We start from the raw sequence: 18,802 nt of genomic DNA on the forward strand, positions 1-18,802 counted from the left end.
GCCCCATGACCTGCCTGGAAGACCGTGCCTGCCGACGCATCATCGCCGATCCAGCCTGCCCTTGACCAGCTCAGTGAGCATCCAAAGGTGGTGCCGGGGGAAGTCCCCGGCCTTCTGCAACGTCTTGCCGAGGGGCCCGACCCGCGCGATCCGCGAGGGGTGCGGCATGCTCTGACCGCGTGCGCGGTGCTGGCCGGGGCGAACTCCCTGCTGGCGGTCGGCGAATGGATCGTCGACACCCCTCCCCAGCTACTCGAACCCCTCGGCGTGCGGCCGGACCCACTGTGCCCGAAGCGGAACCTGCCGGCGGAAACGACCGTACGCAGACTGTTGTCCCGCATCGACGGTGACGCACTTGACCAGGCCATGGCCTGCTGGCTCGCCGACCGCCGCGCCCCTACCGCACTCCCATTGCGAGGACTTGCCGTCGACGGAAAGAGCCTGCGCGGCGCCGCGAGGGCCAAGGGCCGCAGGATCCACCTGCTGGCCGCGCTGGACCACACCGCCAGTCTCGTGCTGGCTCAGCTGGACGTAGGTGAGAAGACCGGCGAGATCACCCGCTTCCAGCCGCTGCTGGAGACGGTCGCCGACCTGGCCGGCGTGGTCGTCACCAGCGACGCGCTGCACACCCAGCGTGAGCATGCCGTCTACCTCCTCGGGCGCGAGCCCACTACATCGTGATCGTCAAGGGCAATCAGAAGACGCTCCGCAAGCAGCTCAAAGCCCTTCCCTGGAAGGACATCCCGCTCCAGGGCCGCACGCGCGGCGTCGGTCACGGACGGTCCGAGATCCGCCGGATCAAGGTCGCCACCGTGAACAACCTGCTGTTCCCCGGAGCCAGCCAGGCGCTCCAGATCATCAAGCGCCGCCGCACCGACCGCAAGACGGGCAGAACAACCGTCAAAACCGTCTACGCCGTCACCAGCCTGGCCACTGAGCAGTCCACCCCTGCCCAGCTGGCCAAGCTGGTCCGGGACCACTGGAAGGTGGAGGCCCTGCACCACGTCCGCGACACGACGTTCGCCGAGGACGCCTCCCAACTGCGGACCGGCAATGCACCACGCGCGATGGCGACCTGGCGCAACTTGGCCATCGGCGCCCTCAAGCTGTCCGACACCACCAACATCGCCGCCGCACTCCGCGCCAACGCCCGCGACCCCAACCGTCCGCTCGCCCTACTCGGCCTCACATGATCACGAACCGGACGTCATGTGACTATGCCGAAGCCCTGGGCATTCGGACAGTTCCAATACCCGACTCCACCATTAGCGATCTACCCTGCCGAGACGATCGAGGCCCACAAGGCGTTCATCGCCCGCCGACGGGCCTCCCGCCCCGGCGAGGAGTAAAAGGCCCAGATGCCACGGCTCCAGGAGATCCACGCCAACCTCGTCGACCACCTCCAGGAGGCGAAGGATCAGGGCTGGCTCGGCGAGGTCGCCGCCATCGAGACCACTCTGACCCGCCGCCGCGCAGAAGCTGGAGGCCATGCACGACCGTGCAGCCCAGCCGTCCACCGTCTATCTCGGCATGCCAGACTTCCGCCGCGACGCCGGACGAACCAGCGCCGAGCCAGAACGCTGAGCGCCGACACATTCCCGATCATCAGCCAGCGAAATGCCAGGCCGCTCATGGAGTGGGGCCTGGCAGGATGCCCGGATGGAGATCCTGGAGGAAATCGCGCCGTTGCTGAGCTCACTGGCCGCATCGAGTCATGTATATGCCAGTTGGGCGCGATAGCGGAGGCCACCGTCGCGGAGGAGGTGGTCGACCTCGTCATGGTCGCGCAGGACGACTGGGCGCATCAGGCGGCCGCAGACGCGGTCGGTCCCGCATCTGCCCGAGCCATCGAGGCGGCGCTTCGACCCGTCGACGCGAAGGGAGCGATCAAGCTGGTGACGAACCTGTCGGCCTTCGACCTCGTCTACTCGCGGAGCCTTCTCCGGGATCGCGATCACGCGGAGCGGGCGCCACACGGGTGGCGAAGCTACTTGGTCGGGGCACGAGCTGGGTCACGAACACGGAGAACATAGGCAACGGCCGCGCATGGACGCCCGTCACCCGGCACGGCCTCGATGTCGTCGTTGCCGGAACCACGGCCGAGATCTTCGTGATCCTGCTCGCCTTGGGCGACGATTACTGAGGTTGAACTCGTGATGTCGTGCTGTTGGTCAGGCGGGTCTGATGGCCAGGCCGGTCTCTGCGAGGCAGCCGTCTATGAGATGGGTGCGGTACTGGATGTGCCGTAGGCCGCGTCGGATGCGCCGGACGAGGTGTTCGGGAGTACTGAAGGCAACGTTGGAGAGCCAGCCGCGCCGCAGAAGTGACCAGATCCCTTCGACGGGGTTGAGGTCGGGTGCGTAGGGCGGCAGGTAGTAGATGGTCAGCCAGTCCCGGGTTTCCGCCCATTCCCGCAGATCAGCGGCTTTGTGGACGTTGAGGTTGTCCCAGATGAGCACGATGGGGCCGCCGAGCTGCTGATGTGCGGCGATCAGCAGGTCGCGGTAGTCGCGCCAGGAGAAGCTCTTGCGGCCGTCGCGCCGGCCGTCGTCCCGGCGCGGCCGGTAGATCAGCCGGGACCGATGGCCGGACTTGTAGCAGGTCAGCGCGGCGATCGACACTCGCCTGCGGGAACGGCCCCGGACCCGCACCACGGGGGTCCGGCCGCGCTGCGACCAGGTCTTCGCCTGCGGCGGCGTCATGGAGAATCCGGCTTCGTCCTCGAAGACGATCCAGGCTCCACGGGCCGCCGCGAGTCTTCCGCGCACGGCCACACCTCCTTGACCCACCCCGCGACCGCGTCGTCGTCCCGTTCCATGGCCCGTCGGGCCGGGACCTGGCAGGACCACCCATTACGCACCAGGAGCTTGCGCACACCCTGAAGCGTGTAGGACAGGTGGAAGCGCCGGCCGATCACCGTCTTGACCCGCGCCAGCGTCCAACGCTGGTCTTCCCAGCCATGCGCGGCCGGCCCCTTGGCCAGCTCCGCCTCCAACTGTGTGAACTGCTTCTGGCTCAGCCTCGGAAGCGACGCCGGCCCCTGCGACCGCAGAGCCCGCGGACCGCCCTCGTCCCACATCTGACGCCACCGCTGTACCGACCGGACACTGACCCGCAGGTCCTTCGCGATCACCGAGCTCGCCTCACCCTGGGCGAACCTCTCGGCCGCCTTCAGCCGTAACTCCTCGCGGAACTGCTGCCGTTCGGCGGTCAGCCCGCCCCCTTGTGGATACCGCATGCCTTCGGTGATACCGCACGGGCAACGAGTCGTCAGCCCCTACGACTCCACGAGTTCAACCTCAGTAGCTTCGTTCCAGCGGATCAAGGCGTCATAGGCTCTAGGACATGCACAGCACCTTGACGGAGCACGCCCGGTGTCTCTACGGAGACGAGTTCCGACCGACGCCTGCGTGCGACCTCGACCACCAGGAGCACTACTTCGTCGAGGAACTGACTTTTGCTGACGCGGATTCGATCCTCGCCATGCTCCGTGAGCTCAGTCCGCACCTGGTCGATGGTCGTCTGCCGGTCTGGGTTCGCAACCTGTCATATCGGTTGGTGCTCCTGCAGCGACCTGATGAGCCAGCGTTGATGCGCGAGGCTGCCGAGAACTTGTGGCTGCACGGACCGGACTGGGATCTCGTCGCAGCGGACCTGACGAGGCGGGCAGACGCCCTCGAGGCCGGCTGAGTTGGGACGTGGTATCCATGACGCGCCACAGCGCGGGTCGGCTGGCGCCCCGAGCCCGGGCGGCGACTGACGGCCGTCTGCCACTGGTGGCGCACCTGGGACGATGGCCTGGGTTCACGTGCGCGGCGGCAGGACCTCGATCACGGTGGCCGTTCCGGCAACAGGTCGGGCTTCATGCATGGTGATCACATCACCGCATTTCAGATGCCTCCACTGCTCGGGGCTCAAGGGAGCCAGCCGAACGTTGGCGGTCTCGCCCGGACCGAGTTTTTGCGCATACTCCACCCAGAGCCTGGCGATGTTCAGCGCTCGCTCACCGCCGGCGGTGCAGTTGCCGATGTTCCACATCGGCCGGAGCCGTCCGTCTCCGGAAATGGCAGTCCGGCGTTGGCCCTCCTCCGCACCCACCAGGCTCAGGGTCGCTCGCACAGTGCCGTGCCGGACTTCCCAGCCCCGCCAGTCGCACCAACGACGGCTGCGGTCGAGCATCATCTGCCGAGCGGCCTCGGCGAGGAGCTCCCAGAAGTCCACGGACACGGGGTGGACATCCCCGATCTCGATGAGAACGCCGAGCACCATCTCCCACTCCTGGCGCCGAATATCCTCGCGAACATCCCCGACCGTCTGGCCGTTCTCTGCCGCTGCTTCCTCAGGCAGCAGGTCGGCGGCCTGTCGGAGGTGTGTGAACGCGTCATCCATGTGCTGCATTCTCGCCCGTCCCCGCTCCTGGGCGGCCAGACAGGAGTTGGCGGTACGACACACCCGGATACTCCCCGACGCCGAGATTGTTGCCCACTACTTCTAGCAACTCAACTGCGATCGTCCCCATCGGTCCGTGAACTGGGTAGTTCGGATAAGCTTGCGTCAGATGCTCGCTCCTCCGGCCTGACCCGGCCCAACGGGCGCGGCTTGGCGAGATCCGCGACAACTTGATCGCGCGAATCGCCGAAGCCGAGACGGAAGGCTGGCTCGGCGAGGTCGAAGTTCTCCAGGTCAGCCTGGCTGGCGCTGAGGAGAAGCTCCGTCAGCGCGATCGAGGCCACGGGCAGCATACGGCCGTGGACCTTGGCATCCCTACTACGCGTGGTCGTCGATGAACCCACGAAGGTGGACTGCCGCACGGCCCTCAACCAAGATCGAGAACAAGTTCGAAGAAGCGCGCATCAAACGCCCTTCAGAACACGATCAAGTGCCGCCCGGCCTACTGGTCCCCAGTTCGGCTTGCCGCCGGGAAGACCCCGATCTCCGTTCTGCCCCATGAACATCAGGAAGAGGCTCTTCATCACGGCCAGCCCGCGGGCGCGCCGGATCGCCGCCTCGTCCGCATGCGCGTACATGTCGAAGAACCGTGAGGCCGTCCCTGCGGGTAGCAGCACCCATGCGGCGGCGAGGTCCCAGGCCGGGTCGCCGACGCACATGGCACCGAAGTCGACGATGCCCGAGAGCGTTCCGTCCGAGACGACGACGTTCGCGGGATGCAGGTCACCGTGCACCCATACCGGCGGGCCCTCCCATTGGGGGGGCCGCAACGGCATCGTCCCAGACGGCCCGGACCTCGTCGGCAATGTCGCCGGGGACAACGGCTTCAAAGAAGTAGTCGAAACCGTCCGTGCACTTCTTGGGATGAGCGCCGAAGTCCGAGCTGATCGGCGCCTCGGCGGGCGCCTCCACGTGGAGCGCCCGAAGGAAGCCCGCCAGCGTGTCGGCCGCGTGGGCGCCGCGGCTGATCGAGCCGTGGTCCAGCGGCTCGCCGGGAACCCACGTCATCACGGTCCAGTGCTTGGGGAAGCGCTCGGACGGTTCACCGAACCGCACCGGAGTCGGCACCGGGAGCGGCAGGCGCGGAGCCAGCACGGGTAGCCACCGCCGCTCCTTGAGTTGGAGCTCTGGGGTGGGGTCCATGCGCTGCATGCGCACGGCCAACTCGTCCCCGAGACGCCACATTTGATTGCCCCAGCCGCCCGCCACCTCGCGGATGGCCAGCCCCGCAAGGTCTGGATGTTGCTCCTGTAGCAGGTCGCGAACCAGGTCTGCGGTGATCTCGATCTCGGTGTCGGTCATGCGAAGTCACAGTACTGAGGCGGCAGGCGGAGCGGCTGAGCATGTTGCTGTGATTTCTCCGGCTTCCCCGATTCAGTTTCATAGAGCTGCAGATCAGAGGCTTCGGGACGGAACGGCCCCAAAGTTCAGAGAAGTCACCAGCCCGAAATTGATCGCACCTGACCACACGGTTCGGGGCACAGCACACCTCCGCGACAACCCCGAGACCTCCAGGCTACGAGCGGCCACGCCCGGCGGCACCGCGACGGCACCGCCGGGCCGCCGACCGCCTCACCCCCGGAGACGGGGGCCTGCCGCCGCCCCGCTCTGCCCGGTTTCCGCGCCGCCGTCGGCGACCTCTTGTTCCAGGTCGGCGTACAGGCGCAGCCGTACGCCGGGCTGCCCGGGATCCGGGTCGTACGCTTTGCGGTGGCGGTCGCCCAGCGGCCGGCGAGTACGGCCTGGACAGCGAGCGCGGTCGCGTCGTCGGCGGCCGCGATGTCCACGACCACCAGGCCCGGCCGCGCCACATGTACATCCTGAATCGGCTCCATACCCAGCACGACGACCAGCACCGGCAACGAGTTCACCCAGCGCCGTGCCTTCACCCGACCGGGTACGGCCCTCCTACCGGGTTGCCGCCGGTAGTGAACAGGCGTGCGACAGCTGTGGGAACTCCGTCACCACCTCGCCCAGAGCAGGGGCGGCTCCACCAGGCGCCGCTGCCGCGTCACCGGTCGGCACACAGCCGCGCGGGCGTGGCAGGAGTACGCGGTGGAGCAGCGCTCGGAGAACCAGCCGTGCCCCGCAGCCGACAGTGCGTTGGTGCTGTCCGTGTCGGCCAGTTCCGTGACGCTGCTGAACGCTATGCCGGTCAGCGGGTCCTTCGCGCGCGCGTCGTAGCGGTCCTGCGGCCAGATGTCGGAGCGTAGCGAGGATTTCAGTAGCGCGAGATCCGGGCACTGCGGCACGTGAAATACGCAGGCTAGAGGTCGAGGACGGCGCGCAGTGCCTGGTCGACGCGGGCCATCGCCTCGGGGGCGACCTCGCCGAGAAGCTTGGCGCCGTCGAATCGGGTGGCCCGCAGCTGCTGCATGTTGACCGCGACGGCGGTGCACGGGACCGGGTCGCCGATCACGACGGACATAGCGGTGTCGGGGAATCTCCCGGAGGGGTGCAGCACGATCACGACGACCGCGCCGTAGGCCTCTTCCAGGCCGGTCAGGGAGACGATCAGGACGTTGCGCTCGTCGGGGAGGACCCAGACCTCGCCACGCTTCACAGAGTGTCTCCCTCGCCCGCGAGATCGTCTCCGAGGCCGAGGCCGGCGAGCTGGTGCGCGGCATCGAGGGTCGCGGCGCGGCGGGCGGCACGGACTATCCACGCGTTCACACTCATGTTGGCGCCCGAAGCCGCCGCCTTGATCGAGGGGGCGAGTTCATCGGGGATGCGCAGCGTCATTGTGGTGACAGACATGAATGCAGAATAGCCACCATTTCACGGTGGCGTCATCCGGTGGCATGAAGATGTGCCCGCGCGACGGCCCTACGGCGGGCAGACCGCTCCCCCGCCGGGCGGGCTGACCGCAGATGAGCCTCCGTGTCTATCGATGGCTGCGGCACACGGACCAGACCTCTTCCAAAAGTGCCGGGTAGTCCTCGCCGTAGGTGACCACGCCCGCGTACACCGCGTCCAGGGCGGCCTGGAGCGGGTCGGAGTGGGCGGCATCGGCCAGTGCGGGCACGGCCATGTGCGGCTGCGGCATCCGCAGGGACGGGTCGGGTGCCCCGAACACGAAGGCCCACGCGGCGTTCACCGACTTCCCGATTCCGGGAAGCAGCAGGTCCTACGTTCCGCGTAATTCAGCGGCATAGAGTCACGAATCTGGGGTCTGAGCTGCGCGGACATGGGTGAGGGCGCCTGAGAGGCGTTTCTCTAGGCGCTGGTGTTCGTGCTGGTCAGCGAGGTGTGGGTTCGAGGGCGATGATCTGCTTCGGTGTGGGGATGGCGAGCTTGGCCAGGAGATCGGTCTGGGGCTTGGTGAGAGTGGTGACCTGCTGGAACAGGCCGGTGGGGCCGGTGAACGTGCCGAGGTGGAGCCGGTCGAGTTCGCGGCGGACGGTCGGCCAGGTCGCGCCGGTGGTGATCTCGGTGATGCGGATCAGCAGCAGGGCGAGCCAGCAGAGGATGACATGCACGCGTATGCGTTTCTCGAGTCGGTGATAGACGGGCCGCAGGTCGATGATCTGCTTCATGTCCCGCCAGCCCCGCTCGACTTCGAGGAGCTGCTTGTAGCCGAGGGCGATGTCCTCGGCGGACAGGTGCGGGTCGGAGCATCGCAGCAGGTACTTGCCGTCGAGGTTCTCCTCGGCCTTGATCTTCGCGGTGTCGATGCGGAGCTTGCCGGCCGGGGTCGTGCGGAGGTAGCGGTTGAGGCCGGGCTTGTCGGCGATCCTCCCGCGGAGTTCGCCGCGCTTGAACTCGCTGAGCTTGTCGGTGCCGTCGATGAGGGTGGTGAGCTGGGCGACGAGCTGTTCGCGTATGTGCTGGTCACGGGTGGCGGCTTCGGGGTTGTGGCAGATCACGAACCGTTCGGTGTCGGAGATCCGCACATCCTTGACCCGCATGTTCTGGGCGATCTCGCCGTAGCGGCCCTGCCGGGACAGGGCGGCCTTCACCTCCGGGCTGCCTGAGCGGAGTTTCTCGCCGACGATGTAGGCGTTGTCGCCCTGGCGGAGGTAGCGGCGGTTGCGTTCGCTGGAGAATCCCCGGTCGGTGACCCACACGATCTTGCTGAGGGTCCAGTCGCGCATGTCGTCCTTGACCTGCCGGATCAGCTTGCTGTCACCGGTGTTGCCGGGCCAGGACCAGACGCGGACCGGGATGCCGTCCCTGGTGACGGCCATCCCGATCACGATCTGCGGCAGGTCGTCGCGGGAGTCCTTGGACTTGCCGAAGGTCCTGAACCCGGCCTGGTCCGGGGCGTCACCGCTGTCGTCGGCGTCGGCGGGAGTGTCGTCTGCGGCGGGCAGGAGGCGGCCCTTGTCGTCGCGGGCGACGGGCTCGTCGGCCTCCTCCAGTTCGAAGTAGGTGCTGGTGGTGTCGAAGAACAGCAGGTCGACCTCGAGGTTGAGAAGGTTCGCGACCTCGTCGAACACCCGTTTCTCCAGGTCGTCCTGGACTTCGTGGAGCCAGTCCATCGCCCGGTAGCAGGCGTCGTCGTCGGTGGCCGGCAGGCCGTCGACATGCACGTCGTGCGTGACCCAGTCCGCGGCGGCCAGCTTCGACGACGGGGCCAGGGCCCGGTTCGCGACCATGGAGAACAGCACCCGCTCGGTCACCGACATGTCCCGGCGCCGGCCCCGCTTGGGCTGCCCGACCTGCCCGACGATCCTGTCGATCTTCAGTCGACGCCACAGATGATCGAGGACGTAGGTGCCGCCGAACGGGACCGAGGAGACGAACTCCAGGTCACCCGCCGCGGTCGACGCCAGTGCCTCGCCCGGTTCCAGCAGCCGCGACAGAGACGCGACCAGGCGCTTCACCGCGTCCCGGTCGAGGTCGTCCTCACGGCCGAACGTGAACAGCACCTTCGGGACCGCCCGGCCCTTCACCGGATCCCACTCGTTGTGAGCCAGGTGCAGGTACCGGACCGTGCCGGACTTGTTCTCCCGCTTCGTCGTCTTCACATACACGACTCCAGACCATATGGAGCAAGACCAGTTCAGCGCAGGTTAATCCGGAAAATCGCGTCTCTAGGCGAATCCGGCCGTGTCACCAGACTCCAGCCCGCTGACCTGCACCTTCACCTCGGCGGGGACTCCAGAACCCCTGAATTGCGCGGAACGCAGGCCAGGTGGCGACCAGGCTCGGGGTTTCACTGCGGGCAAGGGGCGGCGCGCCGAAGCGCGCCAGGCAGTGCCAGACCTTCTTGAGATCCTGCGGGTCGTAGTGGCCGGAGGAGGCCGCCTCGCCGATAATGCGGGGATCGACGCTGCCGTTGGCCGCGAGCTCGGCGCCCAGGTCGACGTACTCCTGTCCGCGGTAGTCCGGGTGGCGCCGCAGATGCTCCACGGTCAGGTGGTAGCCAGGGTGCCATTCGACAGGGCACGGAAGCCGGCGGGCATCGGCTTCTACGGCTGTTCCGCGATAGCTGGGATCCAGGACAAGTGCCTCCACATCACGGTCAAGCCTGACGGTCCCGTGGATCTGTGCCTCGATGTGACCGTCCAAGGCGTCCAGCGCGTCGGCCTCGGCCAAGTCGATCAGAGCAAAACGGCTCGCGACACCGAACGCCGAAGGGCCGGTCGAGCTGTCCGGGTAGCAGAACGTCGCGCGTGCGAGGGTGTGGGCGGCGAGCCTGAAGTACGAGGAGCCAAACCGAGGCGCCCCGCCGACGGATACGTGCCGGTAGTTCAGCGCGCCGTAGACCGGCCGCTCGTCAGGTGCGGCGCAGTCATAGGCACCACCGAAGATACGGCTCTCCCAGCGCCACCGGTCCCCACCCGGATACGCAGTCAGACCGCCGTTGCTGGTGCCGGTCACGAACTGCGAGCGGTAGACGCCGTCTTCCGCCATCCTGAGAAGGATCGGACGCTCGCCCACCAAGCGGTCGGGATGGAAGTTCATCGTCAACCGCAGCCGCGAAGGGCGAGGTGGCCGAATCCCGCCAGGCGCTGCCGGCGAGTTCACGGTGGAGCGGCGGCGCCGCGCCGTCGTGGGCCCTCCGGCGCACGACCGGCAGGGACAGTGCCAGCGGCAGCAGCACCGCCGGGCCCGGCCGGGTCAGGGCCGCGTCGAGAAGCGCGAGACCGGCCTCGGGGTCGAGCGGCAGCAGGCCCGAGCGACGCATCCGGCGCAGGTCTGTCTCCGTGAGGCCGCCGGTCATGCCGCCGCCGGGTGCCCAGGGCCCCCAGGCGAGCGAGACGGCGGGCAGCCCCCGGGCGCGGCGCGCCTGCGCCAGCGCGTCGAGGAAGGCGTTGCCGGCCGCGTAACTGCCCTGGCCCGCAGCCCCGTTGATGCCGGAGACGGAGGAGAACAGCACGAACGCGGCGAGGTCGGTCCCGGCGGTCAGCTCGTGCAGGTGCCACGCCGCGTCGACCTTGGGACGCAGCACCCGGGCGAGGTCGCCGGGGTCGATGGCCTCGACGACGGAGTCGTGCAGCACCCCGGCCGTGTGCACGACCGCGGTCAACGGGTGCGCGTCCGGTATCCGGGCGAGGACGGCGGCGAGCGCGTCCCGGTCCGCCACGTCGCAGGCGGCGACCGTGACCGTGACGTCCGCATCCGCCCCGAGCCCGGCCAGAACCTCGTCGGTGTCCGGGGCGTCGCCACCCCGGCGACTGACCAGCAGCAGGTTCCGGACACCGTGCCGTGCCACCAGGTGCCGGGCGACGAGACGCCCCAGGGCGCCGGTACCGCCGGTGACGAGGACGGTGCCAGCCGGATCGAATGTCTCCGACCCGGCGCGGGCGGACCCGGCGCGGGCGGACCCGGCTGCCGCCGGGGAGGGGGAGGAGGCGGCTTCGACGGGGAGCACCGCCGGTTCCCCACGGGTGGGGGGAGACGCCGATGAGGTGCGGGCCGTCGCGGGCGTGACGGGCGCCGGCCGGACGATGCGGGGGGCGTGCAGACGGCCGCCCCGTATCGCGATCTGGGGTTCGCCGCAGGCGACCGCCGCGGGGAGGGCCTCGGCGGACCTCGCGTCGTCGTCCAGGTCCACCAGCAGGAACCGGCCGGGATGCTCGGTCTGCGCCGTACGGAACAGTCCCCACGCGGGAGCCTGCCCGGGCTCGCACGGTTCGTCGTCGACCGGGACCGCCCGCCGGGTGACGACGACCAGCCGGGTGTCGACGAGCCGGTCGTCGGCGAGCCACGCACGCGCCAGCCGGACCGCTCGATGGGCGACGGACCGGGCGGCGGCCACGGTGTCGTCGGCGGCCGGCTCCGGGGCGCCCGGGGTCCCGTCCACCGCACCGCTGCCGCAGGGGGCAACGACGTGATCCGGGAACGGGCCCGCGGCCGTGAGGGAGGCGAGGTCCCGGTGGTGCTCGGCACCCGGCAGGGCGCCGGCCGGGAGGAGTGCGGGGTCGCCGAGCAGTGCCCAGCGGGCGGGCGGTGCGTCGAGCGGCCGCTCGACGGGGCGCCAGGCGAGTTCGTACGGCGTGGCGTCGGCGGAGAGGAGGCCGGAGGCTTCGGCGGGGCTGGGCAGCGGGCGCGAGGTGAGCCTGCCGACGCTCGCGACCGGGCGCCCGGCGAGGTCCGTGATCCGGACGGCGACGCCGTCGCCGTCACCGTCGCCGTCGCCCACCGGGCTGATCCGGGCCCGCAGACGTCCGGTCGCCCGGCCCGGCACGCGGACGTGCCGGTACGTCGCCGCGCACCAGGTCGTTCCGCCGTCCGTCCGGGACAGCCGCAGGGCGTGCAGCACTCCCTCCAGCAGCGCCGGGTGCAGTGCGAAGCCGTCGGCGGCGACCCCGTCGGTCTCCGGTGCCACCAGCTCCGCCCAGAGGTCGGCGCCGCGCCGCCACACCGCGCGCAGTGCGGCGAAGCCGGGTCCGTAACGGATCCCGGACCCCGCGTCGTCCACGTCGGCGGCCGCTCGCACGTCCACCGGCTCCGCACCGCTCGGCGGCCACTCCCCCGTGCCGGGCCCGTCGGCCATGGCGTCCATGGGAGTCACGGGGGCCGCGGGGGCCGCGGGTGGAGCGGGGGCCAGGACGCCCTCCGCGTGCCGGACCCATCCGGCGTCGACGCCTTCGGGGCGGGCGTGCACGGTCACGGGGCGGTGGCCGTGCACGCCGTTTCGGGGGCCGACCGTGACCTGCAGCTCCAGCGCCCCGTGCGGGGGCGGCACCAGCGGTGCCGTGGGCCGCAGTTCGACGACCTGACCGGCTCCGGTCTCGCGCGCGGCGGTGACCGCGAGGTCCAGCAGGACCGCGTCGGGGACGGCGAGCTTGTCGTGCACCGTGCGGTCGGCCGACCATGGATGAGCGGTGCGGCAGAGCCGGCCGGTCAGCGTGGTGTGCCCGGAGGCCACGAGGGTGAGGGCCGACGAGAGCAGCGGGTGGCCGAGCGGCGTCGTACCGGGCGGGGGGGGGGCGGGGGGGGGGGGGGGGGGGAGCCAGTAGCGGCGGCGCTGGAAGGCGTACGTCGGCAGGGCCCCGGGAGGGGCGGGCGGCTGCCCCTCGAAGACGGCCGCCCAGTCCGGCGGGTGACCGGTCACGTGCAACCGGGCGACGGCGGCCATGAGGCTCTGCGGCTCCGGCCGGCCGCGCCGCAGCAGCGGCACCACGAGCGCGTCGGCCCGTGCCACGGCACCGGCCCCCTCACCTCCCCGCGCCGCGCCGCGTCCCCCGCTCCCCTCCGTCGTGCTCTCCCGCACCATCGCGCCGAGCACACCGTCCGGCCCCAGTTCCACATAGCGCGTCGTGCCGAGGGCCCGCAGTCGGCCTACGCCGTCGTGGAAGCGGACGGTCTCGCGCGCGTGGCGGACCCAGTGGCCGGGCGAGCACAGCTCGTCGTCCGTGGCCGGTTCGCCCGTGACGTCGCTGATGACCGACAGCGTCGGCGGGTGGTACGTCACCGAGCGGGCGACTTCGCCGAAGTCGGCGAGCATCGCGTCCATGTGCGGCGAGTGGAAGGCGTGGGAGACGCGCAACGCCCGGGTACGGCGGCCACGGCGCTCCCAGTCCCGTGCCGTGCGGGCCACGGCCTCGGCGTCGCCGGAGATCACCACGGACATGGGGCCGTTGACGGCGGCGAGACCGATCTCGTCCTCGCGACCGGCGAGTTCGGGCAGGATCTCCGCCTCGGTCGCCTCGACGGCGGCCATGGCACCGGTCCCGGGCAGCGCCTGCATTAGCCGGCCTCGGGCCGCCACGAGCCGGCAGGCGTCCGGCAGCGACAGCACCCCGGCGACATGCGCCGCCGCGAGCGCGCCGACGGAGTGCCCGAGAAGGTGGTCGGGGGTGATCCCCCAGTGTTCCAGCTGCCGGAAGAGGGCCACTTCGAGGGCGAACAGGGCGGGCTGCGCGTACTCCGTGCGGTCGAGCAGGCCCGTCCCGTCGGCCAGGACCTTCGCGAGGGGCAGCGGCAGGTGTGTGTCGAGTCGCGCCGCCACGTCGTCGAAGGCACGCCGGAACACGGGTTGGGCAGCTGCCAACTCCGTTCCCATACCGGCCCGTTGGCTGCCCTGACCGGTGAAGAGGAAGGCGGTCCGTCCTTCGGCGGCCGTCGCCCCGAAGGCCAGGGGTGTCTCCGCCCCGGCCGCCAGGGCGTCCAGGCCGGCCAGGGCCTCCTCCCGGTCGGCGGCCACGACTGCGGCCCGGTGCGGCAGCGCGGACCGGGTCACGGCCAGCGCGTGGCCGAGCCCGCCGAGGGCGACCTCCGCGCTTTCCTCCTGGAGCCGGGCGCGCAACCGCCCGGCCTGTGCCCGTAGCGCGGCCTCGGTCGCGGCCGACAGCACCAGGGGTACCGGAGCCGGTCCCGGCGATGTGCCGGGCCGCCGGGGCGGGACACCTCGCCCGTCGGCATCGGCCGTGCCGGCCTCCTCATGGGCCTCGGCACCGGCCTCACCGCGCACACCGGCGCCGGCCGTGTTCTCGACCGGCGCCTGTTCGAGGACGACATGCGCGTTCGTCCCACTGATCCCGAACGACGACACGCCCGCCCGCCGCGGACGGCCCGTCTCCGGCCACGGCTGGGCCCGCGTCAGCAGTTCCATCGCCCCCGCCGACCAGTCGACGTGGGGCGAGGGTTCGGCCACGTGCAGGGTGCGCGGCAGCACCCCGTGCCGCAGCGCCATGACGGTCTTGATGACCCCCGCGACCCCGGCCGCGGCCTGGGCGTGGCCGATGTTCGACTTCAACGACCCGAGGAGCAGCGGCCGTTCACGGTCCTGGCCGTACGTGGCAAGCAGCGCGTGCGCCTCGACGGGGTCGCCGAGGCGGGTCCCGGTCCCGTGGGCCTCCACGGCGTCGACCTCGGCGGGTGACAGCCCGGCACTCGCCAGCGCGTCGCGGATCACCCCTTGCTGGGCGGGCCCGTTGGGGGCGGTGAGGCCGTTGGACGCCCCGTCCTGGTTGACGGCAGAACCACGCAGCACGGCGAGGACGGAGCGGCCCTCGCGGCGGGCGTCGCGGAGCCGTTGGACGACGAGTACGCCCACGCCCTCGGACCAGCCCGTGCCGTCGGCCCCGGCCCCGAACGCCTTGCAGCGGCCGTCCCCCGCCAGCCCTCCCTGGCGCGCGAACTCCGCGAACAGCCCCGGCGTCGCCATGACCGCCACACCTGCCGCGAGGGCCGTCGAGCACTCCCCTCGCCGGAGGGACTCGGCGGCGAGGTGGAGGGCGACGAGCGAGGACGAGCAGGCCGTGTCGACGGTGACGGCCGGGCCTTCGCAGCCGAGGACGTAGGACAGGCGGCCGGAGAGGACCCCGGCCGTGTTCCCGGTCAGCAGATGGCCGCGCAGGTCGTCGGGGGCGTCGTGGAGCGGGGGGCCGTACTCCTGGGACATGGCGCCGACGTAGACGCCGGTCCGGGTCGAGCGCAGGGACGAGGGGGCGATGCCGGCCCCTTCGAGGGCCTCCCACGCCGTCTCCAGGAGCAGTCGCTGCTGCGGGTCCATCGCCAGGGCCTCGCGCGGCGCGATACCGAAGAGGTCGGCGTCGAAGTCGGCGGCGTCGGCGAGGAAGCCGCCCCGGTGACCCGCGTCGTCCCAGCCGCGATCGGCCGGTGGTGCGGAGATCGCGTCGGCCTCGTCCAGGAGGGCCCGCCACAGGCCCTCGGGGTCGCGGATGCCACCGGGCAGACGGCAGGCCATGCCGACGATCGCGAGGGGCTCCGCGAACGCGACCGCGACGGCCGTGGCGGCGGGGGGCTCCTGCTCCGCCCCGGGGTCCTCCCCGAGGTGCCGGGCGAGCGCGGTGGGCGTGGGGTGGTCGAACAGCAGGGTGGTGGGCAGGGGGCGGCCGGTCGCGGCGCTCAGCCGGGTGCGCAGTTCGAGGGCCAGGTGGGAGTCCAGCCCGAGATCCTTGAACGTCAGCCCCGGGTCGACGTCCGCCGGCGCGTCATGGCCCAGGACGGCGGCGGCTTCGGCCCGCACGAGGTCGAGGTGATCACGCGGGGCGCGCGCGACCGGGTGCTCCGAGCCGCGCCCCGGATCCCCGGAACCGCCACCCGCACCCGCACCCGCACCCGCAGCCGCACTCGCACGCGCGTCAGCGCCCGCACCGGTCTCCCCGTTCCCGCCGTCGACAGGTGCGGGCCAGTGCCGACGGCGCTGGAAGGGATAGGTCGGCAGCTCGACGGCCGGGCCGGGCCGGTGTCCGGTGAGGGCGGGCGACCAGTCCACGTCCGTGCCCGTGACGAAGGCCTGGGCCAGACCGGCCGCGAACTGCTCGGGGCCGCCGTGGTTGCGGCGCAGCGTGGGGACGACCACCGGGGCGGCACCGACGTGTTCGACGGAGTCGGCCACCGAGGTGGTGAGCACCGGGTGGGGACTGATCTCGATGAAGGTGCGGTGTCCCGCCTCGGCGAGCGCGGTGACGGCGGCGGCGAAGGCGACCGGCTCGCGCAGGTTCCGGTACCAGTAGGCACCGTCCAGTCGTGGCCCGTCCTCCCCGAGCACCACCCGGCCCCGGTCGACCGTGGAGTGCAGGGGCACCCGGGCGGGCAGCGGGGTGACGTCCGCGAGGGCGCCGAGGAGATCGGCGCGCACGGCCTCGACGCGGGAGGAGTGGGAGGCGTAGTCCACGGCGATGCGGCGGGCGCGTACGCCGTCGGCGGCGCAGGAGGTCAGCAGGGCGTCCAGCGCGTCGGTGTCGCCGGCCACCACGACCGAGCCGGGGCCGTTGACGGCGGCGATCTCGACCCGTCCGCCGAGCGGTGCCAGCCGGGCGAGGGCGCTCTCCTCGGACTCGGGTACGGCCACCATGCCGCCCCGGCCCGAGAGCCGGCGGCCGATCAGTTCGGCGCGGCGGACGGCGATCCGCGCGCCGTCCGCCAGGGAGAGCACGCCGGCCACGCAGGCCGCGGCGACCTCCCCCTGCGAGTGCCCGACGACCGCGGCGGGCTCCACCCCGTACGCGCGCCACGTCTCGGCGAGGCTGACCATGACGGCCCACAGCACGGGTTGGAGCACCTCGACCCGGTCGAGGCCCGGTGCGCCGGGCGCGGCCCGCAGCACCTGGCTCGGCGACCAGTCGACACAGGCGGCGAGGGCCTGCTCGCAACGGTCCCAGGCGGCGGCGAACTCCGGGCGCGAGTCCAGGAGTTCCACGGCCATCCCGGCCCACTGGGAGCCCTGGCCCGGGAAGACGAAGACGGGGCCGGGGCCCGGCCGGGCGGGCGCCGGGCCCGGCGACGTGACCAGGGCGGGGGCCCGTTCGCCCGCCGCGAGCGCCGTGAGGCCGCGCAGCCGGGCGGCGCGGTCGGAGCCGAGCACCACGGCCCGGTGCGGGAAGAGCGTGCGGGTCGTCAGCAGGGCGTGGCCGACGTCGGCGGGCGCCGCCCCGGGGTCGGCCCGCAGGATCTCCCTGGCCTGATCGGCCAGTGCCTCGCGGGTGCGGGCGGACAGCACCCACGGCACCATGGCGGGGGCGGCACCGGGAGCAGGGGCGGGGGCGGGGCCTTCGGCGACCGAACGGTCGGCCCGCCCGTCCCCGAGGCTCTCCTCCTCGGAGCCCTCAACCTCACCCTCACCCCAACTGGACAGCACCACATGGCAGTTGGTGCCCCCCAGCCCGAACGCGCTGACCCCGGCGACCCGGGGCGATCCGGCGGTGTCCGGCCAGGGCTCGGCCGTGCGCTGGACGGCGATCCCGAGGTCGGGCAGCGGGATGCGGGGGTGCGGGATCTCGTGGTGGAGAGTCGGCACGAGGCGGGCGTCACGCAGGCACAGCACCGTCTTGAGGAGCCCCGCGATGCCGGCGGCGCCCTCCAGATGCCCGATGTTGGTCTTGACCGAGCCGACCCGCAGGGGCCGGCCGGCGGGGCGGGCGGCGCCGAGGGCACGGCCGAGCGCGGCGGCCTCGGCCGGGTCCCCCTCGGGGGTTCCGGTGCCGTGGAGTTCGACGTACTGGATGTCGGCGGGGTCGGTGTGCGCCCGCTCGCAGGCGAGGAGGAGCACCTCACGCTGGGCGTCGGGGTCGGGGACGGTCAGGGCGCTGCCGCCGCCGTCGTTGTTGACGGCGCTGCCGCGGATCAGGCAGTGGACGCGGTCGCCGTCGGCAAGGGCGTTGGAGAGGGGCTTGAGGACGACCAGGCCGCCGCCCTCGCCCCGGACGAATCCGTTGGCGCGGGCGTCGAAGGTGTGGCAGCGGCCGTCCGGGGAGAGGGCTCCGAGACGGGCGACGGCGTGGGTGCTGTCGGGAGACAGGATCAGGTTGACGCCGCCGGCGAGCGCGAGCGTGCACTCGCCGCGCCGCAGGCTCTCGGCGGCCAGGTGGACGGCGACGAGCGAGGAGGACTGACCGGTGTCGACCGTGAGACTGGGGCCGCGCAGGCCGAGGGTGTAAGAGAGCCGGTTGGCGAGGAGTGAGCGCTGCAGCCCCGTGAAGGTGTGGGGGGAGACGGCGTCGGGGCCGGACCGCTGGACGATCCGGGCGAAGTCGTCGGCGAGGGCGCCGACGAAGACGCCCGTGCGGGTGCCGTCGAGTCCGGCGGGCACGGTGCCGGCGTGTTCCAGGGCCTCCCAGCCGAGTTCCAGCAACAGGCGCTGCTGGGGGTCCATGGCGGCGGCCTCGCGCGGGGAGACACCGAAGAACGCGGCGTCGAACTCGTCCACGCGGTCCAGGAATCCGCCCCGGGCGGGGAGCCCGGGGAGGTCGGGAACGGCCGCGCGGCGGGCGGCGGGCACCTCGGCGACGGCGTCGCCGCCGCGGGCGAGCAGGGCCGCGAACTCGGCCGGGCTGCCGGCCCCGGGCAGTCGGCACGCCATGCCGACCACGGCGATCGCCTCGGGCGTACCCGTCATCCGTTTCCCCTCCCTGGGGTCCAGCACGTGACGACCCGCACGGGCCGCCGGCCCGGTCGGGGCCGGCCGCTGGGTCGCGGCGGCTCCGAGCGGCGT

General features: G+C 71.7%; 14 protein-coding genes and 3 pseudogenes. 4 read left to right on the forward strand and 13 right to left on the reverse strand.

Annotation, left to right across the window (positions count from 1 at the left end; all coding sequences use genetic code 11):
* Nucleotides 1-159 precede the first annotated feature (159 nt).
* On the forward strand, nucleotides 160-681 hold the full coding sequence (locus STRBO_RS45530) for an ISAs1 family transposase (protein ID WP_280634022.1): 522 nt from the start codon (nucleotides 160-162) through the stop codon (nucleotides 679-681).
* Nucleotides 678-1,034 (forward strand): annotated as a pseudogene (locus STRBO_RS45535) (ISAs1 family transposase); the annotation flags it as partial. The gene STRBO_RS45530 and the pseudogene STRBO_RS45535, both read left to right, overlap by 4 nt.
* Nucleotides 1,035-1,265: 231 nt before the next feature.
* On the opposite strand, the gene STRBO_RS0125560 reads toward STRBO_RS45535, so the two are convergent.
* Entirely contained in the window at nucleotides 1,266-1,490 is a 225-nt protein-coding gene (locus STRBO_RS0125560; RefSeq protein WP_005477475.1) for a hypothetical protein, read from the reverse strand.
* Nucleotides 1,491-1,978: 488 nt separating this feature from the next.
* Here STRBO_RS0125560 and STRBO_RS43885 point away from each other — a divergent pair, with 488 nt between their 5' ends.
* Nucleotides 1,979-2,143, forward strand: coding sequence for a hypothetical protein (locus STRBO_RS43885; protein ID WP_005477476.1), 165 nt, complete (start codon nucleotides 1,979-1,981; stop codon nucleotides 2,141-2,143).
* A gap of 28 nt (nucleotides 2,144-2,171) precedes the next feature.
* Here STRBO_RS43885 and STRBO_RS46060 read toward each other — a convergent pair.
* Nucleotides 2,172-3,238, reverse strand: a protein-coding gene (locus STRBO_RS46060) for an IS630 family transposase (RefSeq protein ID WP_425336017.1) whose coding sequence is annotated in 2 segments (ribosomal slippage) — nucleotides 2,172-2,789 and nucleotides 2,792-3,238 — 1,065 coding nt in all. Because the reading frame shifts where the segments join, the coding sequence is not laid out codon by codon here.
* Between the two features lie 107 nt (nucleotides 3,239-3,345).
* Here STRBO_RS46060 and STRBO_RS0125580 point away from each other — a divergent pair.
* Nucleotides 3,346-3,690 (forward strand): hypothetical protein, encoded by a 345-nt coding sequence (locus STRBO_RS0125580; protein ID WP_005477584.1) that lies wholly within the window; start codon nucleotides 3,346-3,348, stop codon nucleotides 3,688-3,690.
* A 114-nt stretch (nucleotides 3,691-3,804) separates the two neighbouring features.
* Here the strand turns inward: STRBO_RS0125580 and STRBO_RS0125585 are convergent, their stop codons facing one another.
* The 11 genes and pseudogenes from STRBO_RS0125585 to STRBO_RS44215 all read right to left on the reverse strand — a co-directional run.
* Nucleotides 3,805-4,398 carry a hypothetical protein gene (locus STRBO_RS0125585; RefSeq protein ID WP_005477582.1) on the reverse strand — a complete coding sequence of 198 codons (594 nt, stop codon included), beginning with the start codon at nucleotides 4,396-4,398 and terminating at the stop codon, nucleotides 3,805-3,807.
* Nucleotides 4,399-4,499: 101 nt separating this feature from the next.
* On the reverse strand, nucleotides 4,500-4,742 hold the full coding sequence (locus STRBO_RS0125590) for a hypothetical protein (protein WP_005477580.1): 243 nt from the start codon (nucleotides 4,740-4,742) through the stop codon (nucleotides 4,500-4,502).
* 111 nt (nucleotides 4,743-4,853) lie between these two features.
* Nucleotides 4,854-5,751, reverse strand: a pseudogene (locus STRBO_RS40595) (aminoglycoside phosphotransferase family protein).
* 134 nt (nucleotides 5,752-5,885) lie between these two features.
* Nucleotides 5,886-6,284, reverse strand: a complete 399-nt coding sequence (locus STRBO_RS45060) for a DUF6207 family protein (protein WP_237547385.1) — start codon at nucleotides 6,282-6,284, stop codon at nucleotides 5,886-5,888.
* 126 nt (nucleotides 6,285-6,410) lie between these two features.
* Complete coding sequence (locus STRBO_RS43525; RefSeq protein ID WP_020114927.1) at nucleotides 6,411-6,701, reverse strand: hypothetical protein; 291 nt, start codon at nucleotides 6,699-6,701, stop codon at nucleotides 6,411-6,413.
* A gap of 14 nt (nucleotides 6,702-6,715) precedes the next feature.
* The gene (locus tag STRBO_RS0125605) at nucleotides 6,716-7,012 is read right to left on the reverse strand and encodes a hypothetical protein (RefSeq protein ID WP_005477573.1); all 297 of its coding nucleotides are present in this window, start codon (nucleotides 7,010-7,012) and stop codon (nucleotides 6,716-6,718) included.
* Entirely contained in the window at nucleotides 7,009-7,206 is a 198-nt protein-coding gene (locus STRBO_RS0125610) for a toxin-antitoxin system HicB family antitoxin (RefSeq protein ID WP_234360654.1), read from the reverse strand. The genes STRBO_RS0125605 and STRBO_RS0125610 overlap by 4 nt, the downstream gene beginning before the upstream one ends.
* A 127-nt stretch (nucleotides 7,207-7,333) precedes the next feature.
* On the reverse strand, nucleotides 7,334-7,546 hold the full coding sequence (locus tag STRBO_RS0125615; RefSeq protein ID WP_005477571.1) for a hypothetical protein: 213 nt from the start codon (nucleotides 7,544-7,546) through the stop codon (nucleotides 7,334-7,336).
* 142 nt (nucleotides 7,547-7,688) lie between these two features.
* On the reverse strand, nucleotides 7,689-9,425 hold the full coding sequence (locus STRBO_RS0125620; protein WP_005477570.1) for an IS1634 family transposase: 1,737 nt from the start codon (nucleotides 9,423-9,425) through the stop codon (nucleotides 7,689-7,691).
* A 79-nt stretch (nucleotides 9,426-9,504) separates the two neighbouring features.
* Nucleotides 9,505-10,359: a DUF3626 domain-containing protein gene (locus STRBO_RS45065; protein ID WP_005477568.1), complete on the reverse strand. Its 855-nt coding sequence runs from the start codon at nucleotides 10,357-10,359 to the stop codon at nucleotides 9,505-9,507.
* 283 nt (nucleotides 10,360-10,642) lie between these two features.
* A pseudogene (locus STRBO_RS44215) lies at nucleotides 10,643-18,706 on the reverse strand (type I polyketide synthase); the annotation flags it as partial.
* Nucleotides 18,707-18,802 lie beyond the last annotated feature (96 nt).

The organism is Streptomyces bottropensis ATCC 25435 (assembly GCF_000383595.1).
Lineage (GTDB): Bacteria > Actinomycetota > Actinomycetes > Streptomycetales > Streptomycetaceae > Streptomyces > Streptomyces bottropensis.